The 20,481-nt window shown below is 71.2% G+C and carries 23 protein-coding genes and 1 tRNA gene; 16 read left to right on the forward strand and 8 right to left on the reverse strand.

Annotated elements, in window-relative coordinates; all coding sequences use genetic code 11:
- Window positions 1-140: 140 nt before the first annotated feature.
- Complete coding sequence (locus C472_RS13345; RefSeq protein ID WP_049906649.1) at window positions 141-716, forward strand: PadR family transcriptional regulator; 576 nt, start codon at window positions 141-143, stop codon at window positions 714-716.
- Window positions 717-781: 65 nt separating this feature from the next.
- Here C472_RS13345 and C472_RS13350 read toward each other — a convergent pair whose 3' ends face one another.
- Complete coding sequence (locus tag C472_RS13350; RefSeq protein WP_006630376.1) at window positions 782-1,585, reverse strand: SDR family NAD(P)-dependent oxidoreductase; 804 nt, start codon at window positions 1,583-1,585, stop codon at window positions 782-784.
- Between the two features lie 140 nt (window positions 1,586-1,725).
- Between C472_RS13350 and C472_RS13355 the strand changes: the two genes are divergently transcribed.
- The 4 genes from C472_RS13355 to C472_RS13370 all read left to right on the forward strand — a co-directional run bounded on the left by C472_RS13355 (window position 1,726) and on the right by C472_RS13370 (window position 4,786).
- Window positions 1,726-1,947 (forward strand): hypothetical protein, encoded by a 222-nt coding sequence (locus C472_RS13355; protein ID WP_006630377.1) that lies wholly within the window; start codon window positions 1,726-1,728, stop codon window positions 1,945-1,947.
- Window positions 1,948-2,157: 210 nt separating this feature from the next.
- Window positions 2,158-3,186: an ABC transporter substrate-binding protein gene (locus C472_RS13360; protein ID WP_006630378.1), complete on the forward strand. Its 1,029-nt coding sequence runs from the start codon at window positions 2,158-2,160 to the stop codon at window positions 3,184-3,186.
- Window positions 3,186-3,986 (forward strand): ABC transporter permease, encoded by an 801-nt coding sequence (locus C472_RS13365; protein ID WP_006630379.1) that lies wholly within the window; start codon window positions 3,186-3,188, stop codon window positions 3,984-3,986. Before C472_RS13360 ends, C472_RS13365 begins: the two co-directional genes overlap by 1 nt.
- Entirely contained in the window at window positions 3,974-4,786 is an 813-nt protein-coding gene (locus C472_RS13370; RefSeq protein ID WP_006630380.1) for an ABC transporter ATP-binding protein, read from the forward strand. Before C472_RS13365 ends, C472_RS13370 begins: the two co-directional genes overlap by 13 nt.
- A 64-nt stretch (window positions 4,787-4,850) precedes the next feature.
- On the opposite strand, the gene C472_RS17595 is transcribed toward C472_RS13370, so the two are convergent.
- Window positions 4,851-5,015 carry a hypothetical protein gene (locus C472_RS17595; protein WP_006630381.1) on the reverse strand — a complete coding sequence of 55 codons (165 nt, stop codon included), beginning with the start codon at window positions 5,013-5,015 and terminating at the stop codon, window positions 4,851-4,853.
- Between the two features lie 91 nt (window positions 5,016-5,106).
- Window positions 5,107-5,331 (reverse strand): hypothetical protein, encoded by a 225-nt coding sequence (locus C472_RS13375; protein ID WP_006630382.1) that lies wholly within the window; start codon window positions 5,329-5,331, stop codon window positions 5,107-5,109.
- A gap of 160 nt (window positions 5,332-5,491) precedes the next feature.
- Between C472_RS13375 and C472_RS13380 the strand changes: the two genes are divergently transcribed.
- Together C472_RS13380 and C472_RS13385 are read left to right on the forward strand one after the other, a co-directional pair.
- A complete protein-coding gene (locus C472_RS13380; protein ID WP_006630383.1) occupies window positions 5,492-6,646 on the forward strand; it encodes a BMP family lipoprotein in 1,155 nt (384 codons plus the stop codon).
- Window positions 6,643-9,072 carry a methyl-accepting chemotaxis protein gene (locus C472_RS13385; protein WP_006630384.1) on the forward strand — a complete coding sequence of 810 codons (2,430 nt, stop codon included), beginning with the start codon at window positions 6,643-6,645 and terminating at the stop codon, window positions 9,070-9,072. Before C472_RS13380 ends, C472_RS13385 begins: the two co-directional genes overlap by 4 nt.
- On the opposite strand, the gene deoC is transcribed toward C472_RS13385, so the two are convergent.
- The gene (deoC, locus tag C472_RS13390) at window positions 9,069-9,716 is read right to left on the reverse strand and encodes a deoxyribose-phosphate aldolase (protein WP_006630385.1); all 648 of its coding nucleotides are present in this window, start codon (window positions 9,714-9,716) and stop codon (window positions 9,069-9,071) included. The genes C472_RS13385 and deoC overlap by 4 nt on opposite strands.
- 61 nt (window positions 9,717-9,777) lie before the next feature.
- Window positions 9,778-9,990, reverse strand: a complete 213-nt coding sequence (locus C472_RS13395) for a hypothetical protein (protein WP_006630386.1) — start codon at window positions 9,988-9,990, stop codon at window positions 9,778-9,780.
- A gap of 188 nt (window positions 9,991-10,178) precedes the next feature.
- Between C472_RS13395 and C472_RS13400 the strand changes: the two genes are divergently transcribed.
- Window positions 10,179-11,519, forward strand: a complete 1,341-nt coding sequence (locus C472_RS13400; RefSeq protein ID WP_006630387.1) for an aminotransferase class III-fold pyridoxal phosphate-dependent enzyme — start codon at window positions 10,179-10,181, stop codon at window positions 11,517-11,519.
- A 46-nt stretch (window positions 11,520-11,565) separates the two neighbouring features.
- Here C472_RS13400 and C472_RS13405 read toward each other — a convergent pair whose 3' ends face one another.
- Window positions 11,566-12,219 carry a non-canonical purine NTP pyrophosphatase gene (locus C472_RS13405; protein WP_006630388.1) on the reverse strand — a complete coding sequence of 218 codons (654 nt, stop codon included), beginning with the start codon at window positions 12,217-12,219 and terminating at the stop codon, window positions 11,566-11,568.
- Window positions 12,220-12,320: 101 nt separating this feature from the next.
- Here C472_RS13405 and C472_RS13410 point away from each other — a divergent pair, with 101 nt between their 5' ends.
- A complete protein-coding gene (locus C472_RS13410; RefSeq protein ID WP_006630389.1) occupies window positions 12,321-12,731 on the forward strand; it encodes an SHOCT domain-containing protein in 411 nt (136 codons plus the stop codon).
- Window positions 12,732-12,746: 15 nt separating this feature from the next.
- Here C472_RS13410 and C472_RS13415 read toward each other — a convergent pair whose 3' ends face one another.
- Window positions 12,747-13,862 (reverse strand): zinc-dependent metalloprotease, encoded by a 1,116-nt coding sequence (locus tag C472_RS13415; RefSeq protein ID WP_006630390.1) that lies wholly within the window; start codon window positions 13,860-13,862, stop codon window positions 12,747-12,749.
- A gap of 110 nt (window positions 13,863-13,972) precedes the next feature.
- Between C472_RS13415 and C472_RS13420 the strand changes: the two genes are divergently transcribed.
- The 5 genes from C472_RS13420 (at window position 13,973) to C472_RS13440 (ending at window position 18,122) form a co-directional block, all read left to right on the forward strand.
- On the forward strand, window positions 13,973-15,046 hold the full coding sequence (locus C472_RS13420; protein WP_006630391.1) for a M20/M25/M40 family metallo-hydrolase: 1,074 nt from the start codon (window positions 13,973-13,975) through the stop codon (window positions 15,044-15,046).
- A gap of 135 nt (window positions 15,047-15,181) precedes the next feature.
- A tRNA-Glu gene (locus C472_RS13425) sits at window positions 15,182-15,256 on the forward strand.
- A 39-nt stretch (window positions 15,257-15,295) separates the two neighbouring features.
- Window positions 15,296-15,523, forward strand: a complete 228-nt coding sequence (locus tag C472_RS13430) for a hypothetical protein (protein ID WP_006630392.1) — start codon at window positions 15,296-15,298, stop codon at window positions 15,521-15,523.
- A 232-nt stretch (window positions 15,524-15,755) separates the two neighbouring features.
- Window positions 15,756-17,498, forward strand: a complete 1,743-nt coding sequence (locus tag C472_RS13435; protein WP_006630393.1) for an ATP-dependent DNA helicase — start codon at window positions 15,756-15,758, stop codon at window positions 17,496-17,498.
- Between the two features lie 432 nt (window positions 17,499-17,930).
- Window positions 17,931-18,122 carry a UPF0175 family protein gene (locus C472_RS13440; protein WP_006630394.1) on the forward strand — a complete coding sequence of 64 codons (192 nt, stop codon included), beginning with the start codon at window positions 17,931-17,933 and terminating at the stop codon, window positions 18,120-18,122.
- Between the two features lie 60 nt (window positions 18,123-18,182).
- On the opposite strand, the gene C472_RS13445 is transcribed toward C472_RS13440, so the two are convergent.
- Entirely contained in the window at window positions 18,183-19,331 is a 1,149-nt protein-coding gene (locus C472_RS13445; RefSeq protein WP_006630395.1) for a 60S ribosomal export protein NMD3, read from the reverse strand.
- 141 nt (window positions 19,332-19,472) lie between these two features.
- Here C472_RS13445 and C472_RS13450 point away from each other — a divergent pair, with 141 nt between their 5' ends.
- Together C472_RS13450 and C472_RS13455 are read left to right on the forward strand one after the other, a co-directional pair.
- Window positions 19,473-19,826, forward strand: a complete 354-nt coding sequence (locus C472_RS13450; RefSeq protein ID WP_006630396.1) for a DNA-binding protein — start codon at window positions 19,473-19,475, stop codon at window positions 19,824-19,826.
- The gene (locus C472_RS13455) at window positions 19,827-20,420 is read left to right on the forward strand and encodes a DUF7411 family protein (RefSeq protein WP_006630397.1); all 594 of its coding nucleotides are present in this window, start codon (window positions 19,827-19,829) and stop codon (window positions 20,418-20,420) included.
- Window positions 20,421-20,481 lie beyond the last annotated feature (61 nt).

Consider the following 20,481-nt stretch of genomic DNA (forward strand, 5'->3'; position numbering starts at 1 on the left):
CGGTGGCGGCCGCTCGCAGGCGCGCGCCCGACCGTATCTGGTGTCTCGCCGAAGCGCTCGAAACGCCCGGTTCGTCGCGGCTCGCGTCCGTTGTCGCCGTGACCGAAACCCTTTCACTGCGACCCCGAAAGGTGGAGACGATGCGGAAAAGCGGCCCCCCGAAAGGCCTGATCTCGTACCTCGTCTTGGAGCTGCTCGACGAACGCCCGCGCTACGGCTACGAGCTGCTCGGCGAGATCACGGAGATAAGCGGCGGCCACTGGGAGCCCTCCTACGGCTCCGTCTACCCCATCCTCTACAAGTTCGAGGAGGAGGGCGTCGCGGAGCGCGTCGAGCGCGACGACGAGCCGGACCGCAAGTACTTCGCGCTCACCGACGCGGGCCGCGAGGAACTGGCCGAGAAGCGCGCCGCGATCGGCGGCGAGGCGCGGGACTTCGGCGACGTGGTATTGGGCTTTTACCACCTGTACGCCGCGCTCGCAACCGACAACCGCTTCGAGGTGACCGACGACGACGCCGAGTGGGAGTACTCGGAGCGGTACAGCGCGTGGATCGTCGAACAGATCATCCGCCACCACGAGCGCGACTTCGGCGAGTTCGAGCGGATCGACGCCTCACCCGAGGAGTTCCACGACGAGGCCGACGCGACCGACACCGGAACCGCGGACGAGGCCGACGAGTCCGAGGAGGCCTCGTCCGGCGCGGCCGACGACTGAGCCCGGACGCGACCCTCGCGGTTGACGGTCGGGGTTCGCCCGCGAAGCAGTCGAACAGCGGCGGCTCAGCGGTGGAGCAGCCGCCACAGGATCCCGCCCGGGAGCCCCGCACGGACGAGTCGGTCGTACAGCCGGTCGGGGAGGACGCGAGCAAGTCGCGGCAGCCACCGCGCCCGGTGGCTCACGCGGTACCGGGTCCGCGGCCGGTCCGCGGTCGTCGCGGTCACCACGCGTTCGACGACGGTTTCGAGGTCGGTGGCGGCCGGCGAGTACCCCTCGAACGCGCGGTAGGCGTCGGCGTAGGGCCCGTCGGAGTCGGCCGCGGCGGCCGCGGCGGCCGCCCGCTCGTTGAACCCGGTCGGGACCGGTCCCGGCTCGATCAGCGCCACGTCGACCCCGCGGGGGCCGACCTCCCTGCGGAGTGCGTCGACGTAGCCGTCGAGTCCGGCCTTCGCGGCGCTGTACGCGCCGTGGTACGGCAACGCGACCGATCCGACCATCGAGCCGACGACCACGACCCGCCCGCCCCGCTCGCGCAGCGCCGGGAGCGCGGCGGAGACGGTCGCGTGGACCGCCGTCAGGTTCGTGTCCAACTGCCGCCGGAACGCCTCGACCGAGGTGTCCTCGATCGCCCCGATCTCGTAGCCGCCGACGCAGGAGACGACCGCGTCGAGCGACCGGTCCGCGAGCAGGTCTCGGACGGCGGCCTCGTCGCGGAGGTCGACCGCGGCGGTCTCGACCGCGTCCGGCAGGTCGGCCAGCCCGTCCGCGTCGCGGTCGACCCCGAGGACCTCGTGTCCGGCGGCCGCGAGCGAGCGCGCGACCCCGCCGCCGATCCCGCCCGCGGCCCCCGTCACGAGCACGTTCATGAGTCGGCGTTCGCGGCGGGGTCAGTAGACGGTGGCGGTTCGCGGCGTCCCCGCGAGTCGGCGGGTCACCCTCCCACCGCACCCGGGAGTCCGGGCCGACGCCCGAAGGCATATATCCGCGACGGGCGATCGTCCGGACAATGTCCACCGACGAGCCGTCCGTCCCGATCGTGTGCGACGAGTGTGAGACGGAGACCCGCGTCCCCCTCGACGACCTCGCGGACGCGCTCGACAAACACAACGCCCAGAAACACGACGGGGAGTCCGTCGCGGAGGTCGACCCGGCGATCAAAGAGCGCCTCGCCGACCTCGTCGCCGAGGATCTGGGGCTGTTCGACGAGGAGGCGACGGAAGAGCCGTGAGCGGGCCTCGCTGACCCGGGACGAACGCCTCGGCCCGCGGGACCGGCAGCAATACTCGCCGTAGTCGGTGACGCCGCCTACAGTAGAATATTTCGTAAAATCGGTTTTTGAGCGGTTCTAGTGGCAATATAGTCGATCAGTGGCGTCATCGGAATCCGCTTCGGTTGCTGGTGACGCGAGGGTGTTGCCCGCGGCCCCGCTTTCAGGTATATGTACCAGTCAACGCGGACAGCGTCGCGACGGTCGTTTCTCGCGGCCGCGGGCGGGACTGCCACGGTCGGACTCGCGGGCTGTACGGGCGGCGGAAGCGGCGGCGGCCTCGACGAACTGACGGTCGCGCACATGCCGATCTACCCCGACCTCCAGTGGTACGTGATGGAGGGCGAGGGGTACTTCTCCGAGGTCGACGCCGAGATCACCGGGCAGGAGTTCGGCAACGGCCCGGCGATCGTTCAGGCGCTCGGCGGCGGCGACATCGACGTCGCGATGTTCGGGATCGTCCCCGCCATGATCGCGATCGACCGCGGCGTCCCCGCGCAGGTGACCGCCGCGAACATTCGGGAGCCGATGGGGATCATGGCCGAGGAGTCGTTCCACGAGACGTTCGAGTCGCAGGGGGCCGACGCGTTCGCGGCGTGGGAGGCGGAGACCGGCGAGCCGTTCACCTTCGGCACGTTCCCGCAGGGGAGCGTCCCGGACGTGCTGCTCCGCTACTGGCTCCGCGACGTCGGCGTCGACCCCGCCGCGAACGACAGCGTCGAGATCATCGAGATCGACGGCGCGAGCGCGGTGTGGCAGGCGATCGCCAACGACGAGATCGACGGCACGTCGATCATGGAGCCGGTGCCGACCATCGCGCAGGCGGAGGGCTCGTCCGTGACGATGCTCCGGACCGCCGCCGAGGTCCTCCCCGGCCAGCCCGCCGCGGTCACCCTGATGAGCGACGCGGTACGGGACTCGCCGCTCGCGGCGCAGTTCCTCGAACAGCACGTCCGCGCCACGGACTTCATCGACGAGAACCCGGACGCGACCGCGGCCCACGTCGAGGAGGGGATCGGGATGCCGGTCGACCGCGCGCGGAACGCGCTCGACTCGCCGCTGTCGAACTTCATCACTGACCCCAACGAGATCACGGACGCGACGCAGGTGTTCTCGGAGTTCGCGGCCGGGAACGACCAGATCGACGAGCAGCTGTCGACCGATCAGATCTTCGATCTGGAGGGGTACGACTCGCTCTGATGGCGACCGAAACCGGATCGGAACTGGACGGCGACGCGGCCGTCGCGGTCGGGCTCGGCGACCCCCGCCGGCTCCTCCGCGGCGCGCTCGGCGTCGCGGGGTTCCTCGCCGTCTGGTACGTCGTCGCGCTCGGCTCGCCCGCGTACGTGGTCCCCTCGCCGGTCGCGGTCGCCGAGGCGTTCGCGAGCGAACTGGCGTCGGGAGACATGACCGCGGCGCTCTTCCAGAGCGTCAGGCACTGGATCCCCGGCACCGTCGTCGGGACCGCGCTCGGCGTCGGTGCGGGCGTGGCGCTCGGGTGGAGCCGGCTGCTCGACGACCTCACCGCGCCGCTCGTCCGGACGCTGCGACCCGTGCCGCCGCTCGCGCTGATCGGCTTCGCGATCGCGTGGTTCGGCATCAACGACTGGGGCGCGGCCTTCATCATCGCGGTGGGCGCGTTCTGGATCAACTTCTACGCGGCGTACGGCGCGGTCGAGGGCGTCTCCGAGGACCTCCTCGACGTGGGGCGGACGCTCGGCGTCCGGGGCGACCTCGACGCGGTCCGGTCGATCGTGTTGCCTGCGGCGACCCCGGGGATCATGACCGGGATCCGGACCGGACTGGGGCGGTGTTGGATGCTCGTCGTCGCCTCGGAGATCTTCGGCGTTCCCGGGGTCGGCCGCGAGATCATCCGCGCCAGCAACAACCTGCGCGTCGACCAGGCGATCGCGTACATCCTCGTGTTGAGCCTGATGTACCTGCTCGTCGATGTGGCGTTCCGCGCGGTCGAACGGAGGGTGTTGGTATGGCGCGCATGAACGGGAACGGCGCGGACGAGTGGGAAGGAGGCGGATCCCTCCCGCCCGCGGCCGCGAGCGTCGCGCTCGACCGGGTCGGCAAGACGTACTCCGCCGACGGCGACCCGGTGCGCGCGCTCGACGACGTGTCGTTCTCGGTCGCGGACGGCGAGTTCGTCTGCCTCGTCGGCCCGTCGGGCTGCGGGAAGACGACGCTGTTCCGGATCGTGGCCGGGCTGACCGAGGCGACGGACGGCCGCGTCCTCCTCGACGGGACCGAGGTCACGGGCCCGACGACGGACATGGGCGTGGTGTTCCAGGAGTACCACCTGTTCCCGTGGCTGACGGTCGCCGAGAACGTCGGGTTCGGGCTGGAACGAAGCGACCGCTCGCCCGACGAGCGCGAGCGGCGGGTCGACGAGATGCTCGGTCTCGTCGGCCTGACGGAGTTCCGCGACGCCTACCCGAAGTCGCTGTCGGGCGGGATGAAACAGCGCGTCGCCATCGCCCGGGCGCTCGCCGTCGACCCGGACCTCCTGCTGATGGACGAGCCGTTCGGCGCGGTGGACGCCCAGACCCGAGAGATGCTCCAGCGGGAGCTGCTCGACGTGTGGGCGTCGACGGGGAAGACCGTCCTCTTCGTCACGCACGACGTGGCGGAGGCGGTGACGCTCGCGGACCGGATCGTCGTGATGGCCGCCGACCCGGGCCGCGTCCGCGAGGTCGTCGACGTCGACGTCGGGCGGCCGCGCGAGCGCGGCGACGCCGCATTCGCCGAGTACGTCGGCCGCGTGCGGGAACTGATCGGTGCCGGGCCGTAGCCGGATCGTAGCCGGGTGTTCGACCGCCCGCGGGGGACCAGTCGGCGACCCGGTCCCGCGCCGGCTACTCCTCGCTCTCCTCGACGCTCGCCGACAGCTCGTCGACGTGCGTCCGCAGCGTCGCTAGCGTCGCGTCCGCGTCGGCGTACCCCTCGTCGTAGTCGTCGAGCGCGGACGCCGCTCGGTCGAGGAACCGTTCCACCGCCGGGTCGGTCGACTCGTCGGTCATGCCCGTCCCTCCGCCCGCGAGCGGTTTATGTCTCCCGCCGGGAGCTTTCGGACGGCGCGCTCGGCCCACGGATCGCGCGTTCAGCGCCCCGTCAGCGCCGTCGGAGGGCGTACGTCGTGTAGCCGACCGCGGCGACGAGGACGGCCGAGAGGAGGGTGCCGAGGACGGCTGGCGAAGCGGTGACGTAGTCCCCGAACGGGTCGGTCAGCGCGAACACGGCGACGACGAGCGCGACGCAGATGGCGATCCCGACCGCGCCGAACGCCTTGAACGCCGCGTCGAGGTCGAAGCGTGGCGATCCCGGTTGGTGGCTCATACCTCTCTATACGCGCTTCGAACATAAACCCGTCCGGCAGGATTCTCACTCTCGGGGAACACCGACCAGTCCGCGATAGAGCGTAGCTACCGTCGTTTTTCTATCGCTGTTGATAATTTACGCCGAGGTTTTTTAGGTCTATCTTGCCGATTCTCGCGGGATGAAAAACGTGCGAACTGCCACGCTCTCTCGGCGGCGGCTCACCGTCGGCCTCGGCGGCGCGGTCGCGGGCGCGCTGTCCGGGTGTCTCGGGGACGGGACCGACGGGACGGCGTCGATGGAGTCCGGCGACGACGACTCGACGGACGGGGGAACCGACGCGATCCGAAACGCGGGCGACGCGAGCGCCACGGTCGGGATGATCTACGCGCTCGGCGGGCTCGACGACCGCTCGTTCAACGACGCCGCGAACCGGGGGATCCAGCGCGCTCGCCTCGACCACGACGTGGCCTTCGCGAACGAGGAACCGAGTTCGGTTCCGGCGTTCGAGACGACGCAGGCCGACCTGTCGGCGTCCGACGACCCCGACTACGACCTGCTCTGCTGTATCGGCTTCCTCCAGGCGGACGCGCTCTCGACCGTCGCGGGCGAGTACCCCGACCAGCGGTACGCCATCGTCGACGCGGTCGTCGACCGCGACAACGTGGCGAGTTACGTGTTCCGCGAACACGAGGGGTCGTTCCAGGCCGGGCACCTCGCCGGGCTGGTGACCACCCGCGACCTCTCCGTCGGCGCGGGGTCGACCCGGCCCGATGAGCGGACCGTCGGCTACGTCGGCGGCGTCGAGTCGGACCTCGTGCGCAAGTTCGAGGCCGGCTACCGCGCCGGCGTCGACCACGCAGCCGCCGACGTGTCGATCCGTTCCACCTACCTCGGCGACTTCGACGACCCCGAGGGCGGGTACGACGCCGCCGCGGAGATGTACGAGGCGGGGGCCGACGTGGTGTACCACGCGGCCGGCGGCAGCGGGCTCGGCGTGTTCCAGGCCGCACAGGAGTACGGCCGGTACGCGATCGGCGTCGACTCCGACCAGTCGCGGAGCAACCCGCGGTACGCCGACGTGATCCTCGGCTCGATGGTGAAGCGGGTCGGCACCGCGGTGTACGACGCCGCCGAGCGGACGATCGATGACGAACTCCAGACCGGCTCGACGAGGGCCCTCGGCCTCGCCGAGGACGGCGTCGCGCTCGTGTACGGCACGTCGCTCGGTCCGGCGATCCCGGACGAGGTCCGCGCGGCGATCGCCGAGTCCGGCGAGCGGATCGTCGCCGGCGACCTGTCGGTCCCCTCGGACCCGGAGGCGGTGGGCCAATGAGCGACGGGATCGTCGAGCGGGTGGCGCGCGCGGCGGGGCGGGTCATGCCCGACGCGGTCCGTCGCCGGTACGCCGCCAAGTTCGCGCTGGCGTTCCTCGTCGTCGCGGCGGTCGTCGTCGCCGGCGGCGCGTTCACCTACCTCCAGACCGAGCAGACCGTCGAGTCGGACGCGACGACGCAACTCGCCGAGACCGGCGGGCTCCAGGCCGACGCGATCGGCTCGTGGACCGAGCGGATGAGCACCGAAACGCGGTCGATGTCGGCGGCCGACGCCCTGCGGTCCGACCGGCGCGCGCCGGCGTACATCCTGTTGAAAGACGAACTGCTCTCCGAAGACATCGTCAGTATCCACGTCGTCGACTCGGGCGAGGACCGGGTCGTCGCCAGCACGGAGCAGCCGCTCGAAGGCCGCGCGCCGAGCGACCTCGACGCGCCGTGGAGCGACGCCGACGTGCCGGAGGGGGTCGGCGACGACGACCGCGTCTGGCGGTCGGAGCGCTCGTACCGGTCGCCCGTGCTCAACGACCGCCCGGTGATGGCGTTCGCCAGCTCCGTGCCCCGGTCCGACGGGCGATACCTCGTCGTGGTGACCCGGATCCAGCCGCAGCTCGAACGGATCCAGAACACCGACACCGGCGAGGAGACGATGATCCTCAACGCGGCCGGCGAGACCGTCCTCGACATCGACGGCACGGTCGACGAGGACCGCCACGCCGACGGCATCGGGACGGTCCGGGACGGGAACGCCACGACCGCGACGCGGATCGGCGACGGGCAGGTCCACGCGTACGCGTCGGTCCCCGAGACCGACTGGGTCGCCGTCACGAGCGTCGACCAGTCGACGGCCTTCGCCGTCCGGGACGACGTGGGGAACTCGGTGCTGCTCCTCATCCTCCTCACGCTCGCGTCGCTCGGGGTCGTCGGCGTCGTGTTAGGCAGCCGGACCGTCGTCCCCCTCGCGCGGCTGCGCGACCGCGCCGAGCGGATCGAGTCGGGACAGCTGGACGTGGACCTCTCGACTTCTCGGATCGACGAGATCGGTCGCCTGTTCACGAGCTTCGGCGAGATGCGCGACTCGCTGCGCGAGCGGATCGGCGAGGCGGAGACCGCGGCCGACGAGGCCGAGGCGGCCCGCGAGGAGGCCGAGGCCGTCACCCGCGACATGGCGGCCCGCGCGGCCGACTACAGCGAGGTGATGGGCGCGGTCGCCGACGGCGACCTCACCCGACGGATGGACCCCGACGCCGACCGCGACGCGATGCGGGAGATCGCCGAGGAGTTCAACGACATGGTGGCGCAGCTGGAGCGGACCACCGCCCGGGTCGCCGACTTCGCCGGCGAGGTCGACGACGCGAGCGCGGACCTCGCGGCCGGCGCGGACGAGGTCGAGACCGCCAGCGGGACCGTCAGCGAGCAGATCCAGGAGATCGCGGACGGCGCGGTCAGACAGGACGAACAGCTCGACGCGGTGGGCGACGAGATGAGCGACCTCTCCGCGAGCATCGAGGAGGTCGCGTCGTCGGCCGCGTCGGTCGCGGAGACCGCGGAAGCCGCCTCCGAGCGCGGGGCGACCGGCCGCGAGGCGGCCGCGGAGGCGCTCGACGAGATGGACGCGATAGAGGAGCGCTCCGCGGCCGCGGTCGAGCAGATGGAGTCGCTCGACGAGCGGATGGACGAGATCGACGAGGTCGTCGACTTCATCACGGACGTCGCCGAGCAGACGAACATCCTCGCGCTGAACGCCTCGATCGAGGCCGCCCGCGCCGGCGAGGCCGGCGAGGGCTTCGCGGTCGTCGCCGACGAGGTCAAGGACCTCGCGGAGGAGACGCAGGAGGCCGCCGCCGAGATCGAGTCGCAGATCGAGACCGTCCGCGAGGAGGCGGACGAGACCGTCGACGACATCCGCGAGGCGAACGCGCGGATCGACGAGGGGTCGGACACCGTCCGGGAGGCCTCCTCGTCGCTCGAAGCCGTCGTCGACGCGGTCGAGGAGACAAACCACGGCGTCCAGGAGATCAGCGAGGCCGCGGAGGACCAGGCGCGGTCGACCCAGCGCGCGGTCGAGGGCGTCGAGGACGTCGCCGAGGTGAGCGGCGAGGTCGCCTCCGGGTCCGAGCAGGTGTCCGCGGCCGCCGAGGAGCAGACGGCGACCGTGACCACCATCGCGGAGAACGCCGACCGGCTCCGCGCTCAGGCCGAGGCGCTCTCGGAGTCGGTCTCGACCTTCGAGGTCGACGTCGACCCAGACGAGGTCGACGACGGAGCGGACGGGGCGGCCGCCGAATCCGGCGGCGACTCGACGCCCGGTGACGGTCTCGCGGCCGACGGGGACGGACGAGAACAGCCGTCGGACGGGGCGGACCGGGACTCGGACGGGGACACCCGTCACTCGGAGGAGTCGGCTGGACCGTCAGCCGGGCGCTAATCCGCGCTCTCGGGGAATCCCTCGACGATTTCCACGCCCGAGGAGGCCCCGATCCGGACCGCCCCCGCGTCGAGCATCTCCGCCGCTTCCTCGTAGGACCCGACGCCGCCGGAGGCCTTCACCGGGAGGTACTCGCTCATCAGCTCCACGTCCGGGACCGTCGCGCCGCCGTCGGCGAAGCCGGTCGCAGTCTTCACCATGGCGGCGTCGGCGGCGACGGCGGCCTCGCAGCCCCGGCGCTTCTCGCCGTCGTCGAGGAGCGCGGTCTCGATTATCACCTTCACGGGGACCGGGACGGCCGCGACCACGTCGGAGAGCTCGTCGGCGACCGCGCCGTCGTCGCCCGCCTTCAGCCGGCCGACGTTGATCACGATGTCGACCTCGTCGGCCCCGTCCTCCCACGCCGCGACCGCCTCGTCGCGCTTGACTTCCGGGGCGTGCTGCCCGTGCGGGAACCCGACCACGGTGGCGAGCGTGTCGGGCGCGCCCTCGTACTCGGCCGCCTCGGCGACGTAGCAGGGCGGGATACAGGCGTTCATCCCGTGTTCGGCGGCCTCGTCGAGGACCGTCCGCACGTCGGCCCACGTCGTCTCCGGGCCGAGCACGGTGTGGTCGATGCTGGCGGCGAACTCCTCGCGGTTCATGTCTCCCCCGTGGCGACGGAACTTAAAAGACGTACGGGGTCGGCGCGGTGTCCGACCGGTGTCAGTCGCGGAATACGACCGTGTGGCCGTTCTCGCGGAGCGCCTCGACGAGGTCGTCGTCCGGCTCTATCCGGAACTCGTGGAAGGAGTTGCTCGGGCTGTCCGCCGAGTACAGCTCCGAGTCGATGTTCTCGGGGATCTCGTTTTGATGGGTGTCCTCCTGAACGACGACCGGCTGGCTGCGGGCGCGGTCGGAACCGTTGTCTTCGGTCATCTGGATACCGCTCCTCGTACCCGTTCGACCAACTGTGTTCCGATCCGAATCTTCGGTGTCCCGAGCGATCCGGACGGGCGGACCCCTCGGACCGCATCCCGACGCCGAACCCCCGGTTCGGGTTGGAGAAATCTCCAACCGTTTTGCGATCGCCCCGGACTTATTTTATCCGCGTGCCAGTCGGACCCATGGACCGCGACACCGCCACGCCCGTCGTCGACGACCTCCCGGGCGATCGCGCTCGGGAGTGGGTCGAGTACCACCACGAGTCGGCCGCGCCGAGCACCTACGTCTACGAGTTCGTCTGGGACCGCACCGCCCCCGCCGAGGGGCCGTTCTGTACCGACGTGGACGGCAACGTCCTCATGGACTTCACCAGCCACGTCGCCGCCGCGCCGCTCGGCTACAACAACCCGCTGATCATGGACCGGCTGGCGGAGTTCGACCTCGTCGATCCGCTGAAGATCGCCGGACAGGACTTCTACGCCGCGGGCGGTCCGACGCCCGACGACGGGATCCCCGGCTCCTCGGGACTGATGGACCGGCTGACGGACCTCACCGACCACTACGACATGGACACCGTCTTCCTCTCGAACTCCGGGGCGGAGGCGGTCGAGAACGCGATCAAGATCGCCTACGACGCGTCGGACGGCGCGAAGTACGCGATCACCTTCGACGGGGCGTTCCACGGCCGGACGCTGGGCGCGCTCTCCCTCAACCGTTCCAAATCCGTGTACCGCCGCGACTTCCCGGAGATGAGCGGCGTGATGGAGATGCCGTACTGCGACGACCGCACCTGCTCGCCGGAGACCTGCTCGTGCGGCTTCTTCGCGGACGGCGTCTCGCGGCTGCGCCGGAAACTCGACCCGAAGCGGGGGAACGTCCACCCGGACGACGTGGCCTACCTGATCATGGAACCGATCCAAGGGGAGGGCGGCTACCGGTTCCCCTCCGACGCGTTCACCGACGAGATCGCGGCGATCACCGAGGAACACGACATCACGCTGATCGCCGACGAGATCCAGTCCGGCGTCGGCCGCACCGGCGAGATGTGGGGCTCCGACCACTACGCCTACGAGCCGGACGTGATCACGAGCGCCAAGGGCCTCCGGGTGGGCGCGACCGTCTCCCGTTCCGACGTGTTCCCCGAGGAGACCGGCCGCCTCTCCTCGACGTGGGGGGCCGGCGACCTGATCGCCTCGGCGCAGGGGGCGATCACGCTGGACGCCATCGAGGAGGCGGACCTCATGGCGAACGCCGTGACGCGCGGCCGGCAGTTCACCGAGACGATGCGCGACGCCGACCTCGACCCGGTCGACGACGTGCGCGGGAAGGGGCTGCTGTGCGCCGTCGAGTTCGACACGAAGGAGCGCCGCGACGCGGTCGTGAAGAACGCCTTCGGGCGCGGACTCCTGACGCTCGCGTGCGGCCACAACGTCCTGCGGATCCTCCCGCCGCTCGACGTCACCGAACGCGAGATCGACCTCGGGACCGACCTGCTGACCGACGCGATCGCCGAGGCGGCCTGAGGCGTCGACCGCGGCTCGGGACCGCCGCCGAGACCGGGACCGCGACTCAGCGGTCCGCGTACCACTCCGCGAACTTCTCCAACGCCCGGCCGCGGTGCGACACCGCGTTCTTCCGGTCGGTGTCCATCTCCGCGAACGTCTCGCCGTCGTGTTCGAAGATCGGGTCGTAGCCGAACCCGCCGTCGCCCCGCGGCGCGACGATCCGGCCCGGGACGTACCCCTCGAACAGCTTCACGGGGAGCGGGTCGTCGCGGCCGCCGTCGACATCGTCGTCCGCGCTCTCGCCCGCTTCGGGTCCGGCCGCGGCGGCCGCGTCGCGGTCCCCGCGGTCGACGGGGTCGGGGCTCGCGGCGAACCCCTCGCCGTCGCAGTAGCCGAGGACGCACCGGAAGGCGGCGCGGCGGTCGTCGAGGTCGGCGGCGATCTCGTGGACGCGCTCGACCCCGAGGGTGTCCTCGACGTACGACGAGTACGGGCCGGGGAAGCCGTCGAGCCCCTCGACGAACAGCCCCGCGTCGTCGACGAGGACCGGCGCGTCGGCGTGGCGGTACGCCTCGCGGGCTCCCCGGGCCGCGATCGGGCCGAGTCCGTCGGCCTGGACCTCCGTGTAGTCGAAGTCGAGCCGCTCCACCGAGCCGTCCGGGAGGTACCGCTCCGCCTCGCGCACCTTCCCCGGGTTCGTCGTCACGTACCTGAGCACGGATCGGCGTGGGCGCGCCCGCGAGGAATAGGCGTCGGTCGCGCCCGGAGCGACGGCCCGTCGGCAGTATGCTTTTGTCAACGTAACTGGATCGTCCGACCATGGCCCTCCCCACGTTCGGTAAGACGCGACTCACCGGTCTCATCGGGGTCCTCTCGTTCGGACTCACGTCGCTTTTCGCGGTCCTGGTCCCGGCACTGTTGGAGCCGCTGATCCCCGCCACCTTCATTTTCGGCTTCTTCATCCTGATCCCGCTGGTGTGGCTGCTCGGCGATGACTTCCCGCTGGTCGCCTCCGGAAGCGAGGCGGACACCGCCGTCGACCGCTCAACGACGGCCGAGCGTCCGATCGCGGAACTGCGCGAGCGGTACGCGGCCGGCGAGATCGACGAGGCCGAGTTCGAGCGGAAGCTCGACCGGCTGCTGGCGACGGAGGATCTCGACGAGCGGTTCGACCGCGTCGAGTCCGACCGCGCCGAAAGAAGCCGGGAACGCGATCTCGAACTCGAATGAACCGGACCTCAGAGTTCAGGGATCGACGCGGACGATCCACGCCTCGGGGTCGTCGATCTCGGCCGCGGTCGGGAGGTTCTCGGCGCGCTCCCAGACGGCCCCCGCCGCCTCGATGCCGCGCTCGTCGGCGACGTGTCGGAAGAAGGCGGCCCCGCGCTCGTACTGCCGCCGTTTGAGCCCCAGCCCGAGGAGCCGCTGCGCCAGCCGCCGCACCGGGCCGCCCCCGCCGCGGCGGTCGTCGAGCTTCCGCCGGAGGTCCGCGTACTCGCCGTCGAACGCGCGGTCCATCAGCACCTCGGCGTACCCCTCCACGGCGGTCATCGCGGTCTGAAGCTCCGCGAACGCGTCGGGGTCGAGCCCGCGGCCGGTCATCCCCTCGACCCCGCGCTCCACGCGCGATTCGAGGTACTCCGGGAGCCACGGTGCCGCGCCGAACTCGGCGGCGTGGGTCACCTCGTGGAACGCGATCCAGCGGCGGAACCGCGGGTACTCCACGTTGAGCGCGGCCGCGACGGCGACGATGTTCGGGTGGACGAAGTAGAGCCCGTGGTCGGCGTCCGGCTCGTCCGCGAGCAGGAGCGGGTCGTACTGGCCGAGGACGTTCCGCGAGAGGAATCCCAGCGCGAACGCCATCGACCCGGTGTTGGCGATCCGCGAGAGGTCCCGCGCGAACGCGGCCCCGGGCGTCGACCCGACCGGCCCGGGGGCGGCGTCCGGCACCACGTCCACCGAGTCGCCCGCGACGCCGGAGCCGGAGCGGTCGTCGCCGAGCGCGCCGGCGTCGTCGCCGAGCGCGCCGGCGTCATCGCCGACCGCGCCGCCGTCGTCACCGAGCGCGGACGCCTCGATCGGGTCCATCACGCGCCGGAACGTGCCGACGCTCGCGTCGATCCAGTGGTGGCGGTTCTGGACCTCGACGGTGTCGGGCACGTCGAAGTCGATCCCCGCGACCGCCGAGAGCCGCGAGCGGGCGTCGCGGACGTCTCCGGCGTATCCCGCGCGCTCGGCGTCGGTGAGCGCGATCGATCCCGGATCGGTGGCGCTCTTGGCGGCCGACGCGGCCCGGTCCCAGTCCACGACGCCCGGTCCCTCGGCCTCGGCGACGGCCCGGACGCTTCGGAGGATGTCCATGGCGATCGGACGGGCGGCCGCCTCAAAGCGCTTGTGTCGGCCGGCCCTTTCGGGGGAAACGGCGGATCCGGATCCGACGTTTTCTTGCCGGACGCCACGCAGCCGCACACATGGACGACACGCGCCGAGCGTTCCTCGACGACCTCCTCGCGACGCCGAGTCCCTCGGGATTCGAAACCGCCGTGCAGCGCGTCTGGACCGACTACGTCCGCGAGTTCGCGGACCGCGTGGAGACCGACGCGTACGGCAACGCCGTCGCGGTCCACGAGGGCGACCCCGACGCGCCGACGGTCGCCGTCACCGGCCACGCCGACGAGATCGGCTTCATCGTCCGCGACGTGCTCGACGAGGGGTTCCTCCGAATCGCCCGCATCGGCGGTGCCGACCGCACCGTCTCGAAGGGCCAACACGTCACGGTCCACGCCGAGGAGCCGGTCCAGGGCGTCATCGGCCAGACCGCGATCCACCTGCGCGACGGCGACGACGAGTACGAGGACGTCGCCGGCCAGTTCGTCGACATCGGTGCCGAGGACGCCGACGAGGCGCGCGAACACGTCGAGGTCGGCGACCCCGTGACGTTCTCGACGGGGGCCCGCGACCTCGTCGGCGACCGAATCGCCGCCCGCGGGGTCGACAACCGGGCCGGCGCGTGGGCGGCCGCGGAGGGGCTCCGGCGCGCCGCCGAGGACGGGGTCGACGCCGCCGTCTACGCGGTCTCGACCGTCCAGGAGGAGGTCGGCCTTCAGGGCGCGCGGATGGTCGGCGTCGACCGCGACGACGTGGACGCGTTCGTCGCGGTCGACGTCACGCACGCCACCGACAACCCTGACGTCGACCGCGAGCGGCGCGGTCCGGTCGAACTCGGAGCCGGCCCGGTGATCGGGCGGGGCAGCGCGAACCACCCGGTCCTCGTCGACCTCGCGCGCGACGCGGCCGAGGCCGCCGGCGTCGAGGTCCAGCTACAGGCGGCCGGCACCCGGACCGGCACCGACGCGGACGCGTTCTACACGGCCCGGGGCGGGACGCCGGCGCTCAACGTCTCGATCCCGAACCGCTACATGCACACCCCGGTCGAGGTGATCGACACGGCGGACCTCGACGCGGTCGCCGACCTCCTCGCCGCGATCGGATCCGCGGCGGGTGACGCCGACTCGACGCCGGACCCGTTCGCCGTCGACGTCTGACTCGTCCGCCGTCGGAGCCCACACCGAATCCGTCCGCTCTCGGTCGGTTCGCCACGACAAACCGGGGCACGGCGGCGTCGAAACGGAACTGTTTTACTATCGTCTTTCCTACCGTAGATTGCGACGAACGGACGTGCTCTGGTGGTGTAGTCCGGCCAATCATATCACCCTCTCACGGTGATGACCTGGGTTCGAATCCCAGCCGGAGCACTTTTTCGAACGACGCGCACCGAACTTCCGTAGCGTTGCGTGCCTCGACCGCGTCGGGGCGCTCGCTCCGGTTCGGTCGTCCGCGACGAGTCAGTCGTCCCCGACGGCCACCGACTCGTCATCTCCGACGAACCCGGCGTCGCTCGCTCGGCGACGTGCGGCTGGAACACCCACGCCGTCAACAATACGACCGGGACCATCGAGCCGGCGGCCGCGGACGCCCCGACCGAGGAGGCGGAGCCGCACGAGGCTGCGGCCGACGACTGACGGGCCGCTCCGAGGCGACGGGTCGCGGCGCGGCGTCCGGCGCTCGATCCGCCAAGCGAGGGTTTAATTCCGACAGCGCGCGAGGGCGTCGTGTGGACCCNGAGATGTGTATAAGAGACAGGCGCAGTAACAGGCGGTCGCCGACATCCGCGACGCGTTCGCGGCCGGGAACCGGGTCGTGCTGGTGCGCGCGCCGACGGGCAGCGGCAAGTCGCTGCTCGCCCGGGCGATAATGGGCGCGGCCGAGACCGCCGGCGAGGCGGCCCCCAGCGAGGCGACCGGCGCGTACTACACGACCCCGCAGGTGTCGCAGATCGACGACGTCGAGGCCGACGACCTGCTCGACGACCTGGCGGTGATCCGCGGGAAGTCGAACTACGACTGCGTGCTCCCCGGCGAACACGACACGCCAGTGAACCGCGCACCCTGCGCGCGCCAGCAGGGGTTCGACTGCTCGATCCGGCACCGCTGTCCGTACTTCTCCGACCGCGCCATCGCCTCCGGCAACCGCTTCGCGGCCATGACACTCGCGTACTTCATGCGCACCGCCGGCTCCGAGGTGTTCCGCAAGCGCGACGTGGCGGTGATCGACGAGGCCCACGGGCTCGCGGAGTGGGCCGAGATGTACGCGACCATCGAGTGCTCCCCCGAGCGCGTCCCGGTCTGGGACGACGTCGGCGTTCCAGACGTCGCGGCCGACGCCGGCCCCGAGGAGGACGCGCTCGACCGGACCGCGCGGTTCGTCGAGACCCTCCGCGACGTGGCGATCCGCGCCAAAGACGAACTGGTCGGGCGGCCCGAACTCGACCGCGAGGAGGTCGCCCGCCGCGACCGGCTCCAGGAGCTGATAAGCGAACTCGGCTGGTTCTTGGAGGACTACCGCGACCCGGAGTCGCCGACCACGTGGGTCGTCGACCAGCCGGGCGGCGAGGGGTCGGCGATCGACATCAAGCCGCTCGACCCGGCGCGGTACCTCAGGCACACGGTGTGGGACCGGGGGAACCGGTTCGCGCTGCTGTCCGCCACCATCCTCTCGAAGGAGGCGTTCTGCCGCGGCGTCGGCCTCGACCCCGCCGACGTGGCCCTCGTCGACGTCGAACACACGTTCCCGCTCGCGAACCGTCCGCTGTACGACGTGACGCAGGGGTCGATGACCTACGAGCACCGCGACGAGACCGTGCCGAAGATCGCCCGCCTGATCGTTCGGCTGATGGCCGAACACCCCGACGAGAAGGGGCTGATCCACGCGCACTCGTACGACATCGCCGAGCGCCTCACCGAGCGGCTCGGCGAGTTCGGCGTCGCCGCGCGCGTCAGGCGGCACGACCGGGAGAACCGCGACGCCGAACTGGAGGCGTGGAAGGCGAGCAGCGATCCCGAGGTGTTCGTCTCGGTGAAGATGGAGGAGGCGCTGGACCTGAAAGGCGACCTCTGTCGCTGGCAGGTGGTGTGTAAGGCTCCCTACCGGAACACGAACGACTCGCGGGTCGAACGCCGGCTGGCGGACGGCCAGTGGGCGTGGTACCACCGCACCGCGCTGCGAACCGTAATTCAGGCGTGCGGGCGGGTCGTCCGCGCCCCGGACGACTACGGCGCGACGTACCTCGCCGACGACTCCCTGCTCGACCTCTTCGACCGCGCGGAGCCGGACACCCCCTCGTGGTTCCGCGACCAGATCGACGCGATGACGACCCCGTCGCTGCCGGCCGTCGACCCCGAGGCGGCGCTCGCCGGGATCGACGCCGCTCCCGCCGGCGGCGTGGGCGCAGGACGGCGACGGAGCCGCCGGTCGGGCGAATCGAGCGGGTCGGACGGCACGGGCGACGGCCGCTCGGCCGCCCGCGACAGGGACGGCGACGCGGGCGCGACCGCCTCCGACGACTCCGGCGGCGGCGGTTCGGTCCGGACCCGCTCCGAGCGGGACGCCGAGCGACGGTCGGACCACCCCCTCTCCGACGTCTGGGGCGACGGCTGACTCGGGAACGGTTGCGGCCGCAGCTCGACGGCGGCGACGGCGACGGCCTCGACTGCCGACGGCCTCGACTGCCGACGACCTCGACTGCCGACGACCTCGACCGCCGACCGGAAGGGGACTCCTCGCCGACTACAGCAGCGAGACGCCGTAGGCGACCATCGAGCTCACCATGAGAAACGCGAAGAACAGCGCGAAGATCTGTTGTCTGTCCATGTCCGCGTCTCGACCGCAGAGCGACATAACTCCTGCGGGAGACGGTCGCACGGCCGAACGCGCTCGATCGCGCCCCCGACGCGTCCGCGGGAGCGGCTGCCGCGCCCCTGTGTATTATCACCGCGGTTTCGATCACTCGTCAATATATATCGTATAAGGTGTATCAGGTCCCTCAATGAAGTAGTAACCTTCATAATCCCTCACTCGCCTACTGAGTGTATGGCCACCAACGGGCTGTCGAGCGCGCTGACGCTGTACGGTGCGAGAACCCTGACACTGTCGCAGGCGGCCGCGCAGGCGGGGCTCAGCGAGGCCGAGTTCATCGAGCAGCTCGAGCGCCGCGGCATCGAGGTGACCGACTCCGAGCGCGCCGCGGCGCTCGGCAGCGAACGGCCCGCCCGCGCCGACTGACCCGTCGCGCCCTCGGTCGGCCCGCGACGGCCCCGCTCCTCCGCGTTCTCCGACGACCGATCAGTTTTCGGTCTGTCGCGCGTCGTCCGCGACGGACGCCTCGCCCTCCCTCGGCACGAGGCGAACCTCGCCCTCGTGTTCGAACGCGAGGACTTCGTCGGCGTCCTCGTCGACGAACGCGGGGTTCGGCACGGTCTTCGCCTCGTAGGTGACCGGATCGAGCACCTGGATCGCGTTCTCGTCCTCGACGGTCACCACGGTCGTCTCCGTCGCGTCGTCGCGCGTGCCGAGTCGGGTCGCGTCCGGGGCCTCCCCGTCGGCGAACGCGGAGGTGTACGCCGCGCCCGTGGCGAGCCGGACGCCCTGAAGCCGGCCGGAGACGCCGGTGACGAGGACCGGGCCGTCGCCGTCCTCGGGATCGATCACCTCGCCCTCCGCGTACTTCGGAAGTCGGACCGCGAACGTGACGCGGTACACCTCGTTGCCGTCGCCGTCCTCGGTGACCAGCGTCGGGTACGACTCGAAGCTTCCCCCCAGCGACTCCGTGATCCGCGTCGCGACGTTCTGCGCGAGGCGGTTCGAGGAGAGCTTGATGTCCGGCCCGTCGTCGGTCTCGTTCACTTCGGTGATGAACGCCTCGCGGTCGCCGTCGGCCTCCTGGTCGGCGACGTACGTCTCGGCGATCTCCAGCGCCTCGGCGCGCTCCGCGGGCGTGAGGTCGCGCTCGTCCGCGCGGACTTGGACGATCCCGGCGTAATAGCCGCCGGCGATCCGGCCGCAGCGGTCGCAGGTCCCCCGCGAGATCTTCACCGGGACCGTCACCTCCGCGGAGCGGAGCGTCCCGCGGACGACTCCCGAGAAGCGGCAGTGCATCCGAACCGTGTTCTCGTCGACCTGTTCCGGCTCGACGCCCCACTCGACGTCCTCGGCGTCGACGTGGACCCCGAGCGCCTCCGCGACCTCGTCGACCGCGACGTCGGTGTAGTCGCGCGCGCCCACGTCGCGCCACGACTCGCCGCGCCGGACCGCGCCGCAGCCGGAACAGACCAGCACCTCGATCCGGTCGGGCGCGTCGACCAGCTCGAAGTCCTCGAAGTAGCAGTCGTCACACAGCAGCGCGTCACGCCCTCGGGGGTCGCCGGGAAGCGGCTCGCGCCGCTCCGGGACGGCGTCGCCACACCGAGGACAGAACTCCCGCGAGTCGCTCATTACCGGCGGCTACGCCGAGGACCCGTTTAAACGGCGCGGACCGCACCGCCAACCGCCGCCGGCTGCGAGCGCGGAGCCGGCCGATCCGCGCGGGTCTCGACCTCCGAAATGGTTTTTCGCACGGACCGAGAACGGATGCGTATGAGCGGTAACCCCGACGACGAACGGCTCGAAGAACTGCGCGAGAAGAAGATGGAGGAGCTTCGCGAGCGACAGGGCGGCCAGGGCGACGCCGCCGAGGCCCAACAGGAGGCGCAGGAGCGCGCCGAGGCCCAACAGGAGGCGGTGTTGAAACAGCACCTGACCGACGGCGCGCGCCAGCGGCTCAACGCGGTCGAGATGTCGAAGCCGCAGTTCGGCGAGAAGGTGAAACAGCAGGTCGCCGCGCTGGCACAGAGCGGGCGCGTTCAGGGGCAGATCGACGAAGACCAGATGCGGGAGCTGTTGAAAGAGCTCCAGCCCGAACAGAAGAGCTTCGACATCCGCCGCCGGTAGATGGAGCTCGCGCTGCTGTACAGCGGGGGGAAAGACTCCTCGCTCGCCGCCCACCTGCTCGACCGGTTCTACGACGTCCGCTGCGTCACCGGCAGCTTCGGGCTCACGGACGACTGGCAGCACGCGGAGCGCGCGGCCGCCGAGCTGGGGTTCCCGTTCGAGCGCGTCGACCTCGACCGCGACGTGGCGGAGCGCGCCGCCGAGACGATGGTCGCGGACGGCTACCCGCGGAACGGGATCCAGCGCGTCCACGAGCACGCGTTAGAGACCATCGCCGCGCTCGACGTGGACGCCATCGCGGACGGGACGCGCCGCGACGACCGGGTTCCCACCGTGTCGCGGGCGCAGGCGCAGAGCCTCGAGGACCGCAACGGGATCGACTACATCTCGCCGCTCTCCGGGTTCGGTCGCCACGCCGTCGACCAGCTCGTCGACGCGACGTTCGACGTCCAGCAGGGCCCCAGCGAGGAGGTCCCGAAGGCGGACTACGAGGACGAGCTCCGGACGCTCATCGCCGACGAGTACGGCGAGGGGACCGTCAGCGACGTGTTCCCGGACCACGACCAGACGTACGTCCACGGGCGCAACGACTGACCGGCGACCCCGCGGCTCTCGTTAGTTGATAATTCCGTCCGACTGACCGGATCACGTCAGG

This window comes from Halorubrum tebenquichense DSM 14210 (assembly GCF_000337415.1).
Lineage (GTDB): Archaea > Halobacteriota > Halobacteria > Halobacteriales > Haloferacaceae > Halorubrum > Halorubrum tebenquichense.

Excerpts from the sequence above, each read along its gene's own strand:
- C472_RS13345 (WP_049906649.1), top strand. The coding sequence starts at position 141 with ATGCGGAAAAGCGGCCCCCCGAAAGGCCTGATCTCGTACCTCGTCTTG.
- C472_RS13350 (WP_006630376.1), bottom strand. The coding sequence starts at position 1,585 with ATGAACGTGCTCGTGACGGGGGCCGCGGGCGGGATCGGCGGCGGGGTC.
- C472_RS13355 (WP_006630377.1), top strand. The coding sequence starts at position 1,726 with ATGTCCACCGACGAGCCGTCCGTCCCGATCGTGTGCGACGAGTGTGAG.
- C472_RS13360 (WP_006630378.1), top strand. The coding sequence starts at position 2,158 with ATGTACCAGTCAACGCGGACAGCGTCGCGACGGTCGTTTCTCGCGGCC.
- C472_RS13365 (WP_006630379.1), top strand. The coding sequence starts at position 3,186 with ATGGCGACCGAAACCGGATCGGAACTGGACGGCGACGCGGCCGTCGCG.
- C472_RS13370 (WP_006630380.1), top strand. The coding sequence starts at position 3,974 with ATGGCGCGCATGAACGGGAACGGCGCGGACGAGTGGGAAGGAGGCGGA.
- C472_RS17595 (WP_006630381.1), bottom strand. The coding sequence starts at position 5,015 with ATGACCGACGAGTCGACCGACCCGGCGGTGGAACGGTTCCTCGACCGA.
- C472_RS13375 (WP_006630382.1), bottom strand. The coding sequence starts at position 5,331 with ATGAGCCACCAACCGGGATCGCCACGCTTCGACCTCGACGCGGCGTTC.
- C472_RS13380 (WP_006630383.1), top strand. The coding sequence starts at position 5,492 with ATGAAAAACGTGCGAACTGCCACGCTCTCTCGGCGGCGGCTCACCGTC.
- C472_RS13385 (WP_006630384.1), top strand. The coding sequence starts at position 6,643 with ATGAGCGACGGGATCGTCGAGCGGGTGGCGCGCGCGGCGGGGCGGGTC.
- deoC (WP_006630385.1), bottom strand. The coding sequence starts at position 9,716 with ATGAACCGCGAGGAGTTCGCCGCCAGCATCGACCACACCGTGCTCGGC.
- C472_RS13395 (WP_006630386.1), bottom strand. The coding sequence starts at position 9,990 with ATGACCGAAGACAACGGTTCCGACCGCGCCCGCAGCCAGCCGGTCGTC.
- C472_RS13400 (WP_006630387.1), top strand. The coding sequence starts at position 10,179 with ATGGACCGCGACACCGCCACGCCCGTCGTCGACGACCTCCCGGGCGAT.
- C472_RS13410 (WP_006630389.1), top strand. The coding sequence starts at position 12,321 with ATGGCCCTCCCCACGTTCGGTAAGACGCGACTCACCGGTCTCATCGGG.
- C472_RS13415 (WP_006630390.1), bottom strand. The coding sequence starts at position 13,862 with ATGGACATCCTCCGAAGCGTCCGGGCCGTCGCCGAGGCCGAGGGACCG.
- C472_RS13420 (WP_006630391.1), top strand. The coding sequence starts at position 13,973 with ATGGACGACACGCGCCGAGCGTTCCTCGACGACCTCCTCGCGACGCCG.
- C472_RS13435 (WP_006630393.1), top strand. The coding sequence starts at position 15,756 with ATGGGCGCGGCCGAGACCGCCGGCGAGGCGGCCCCCAGCGAGGCGACC.
- C472_RS13440 (WP_006630394.1), top strand. The coding sequence starts at position 17,931 with ATGGCCACCAACGGGCTGTCGAGCGCGCTGACGCTGTACGGTGCGAGA.
- C472_RS13445 (WP_006630395.1), bottom strand. The coding sequence starts at position 19,331 with ATGAGCGACTCGCGGGAGTTCTGTCCTCGGTGTGGCGACGCCGTCCCG.
- C472_RS13450 (WP_006630396.1), top strand. The coding sequence starts at position 19,473 with ATGAGCGGTAACCCCGACGACGAACGGCTCGAAGAACTGCGCGAGAAG.
- C472_RS13455 (WP_006630397.1), top strand. The coding sequence starts at position 19,827 with ATGGAGCTCGCGCTGCTGTACAGCGGGGGGAAAGACTCCTCGCTCGCC.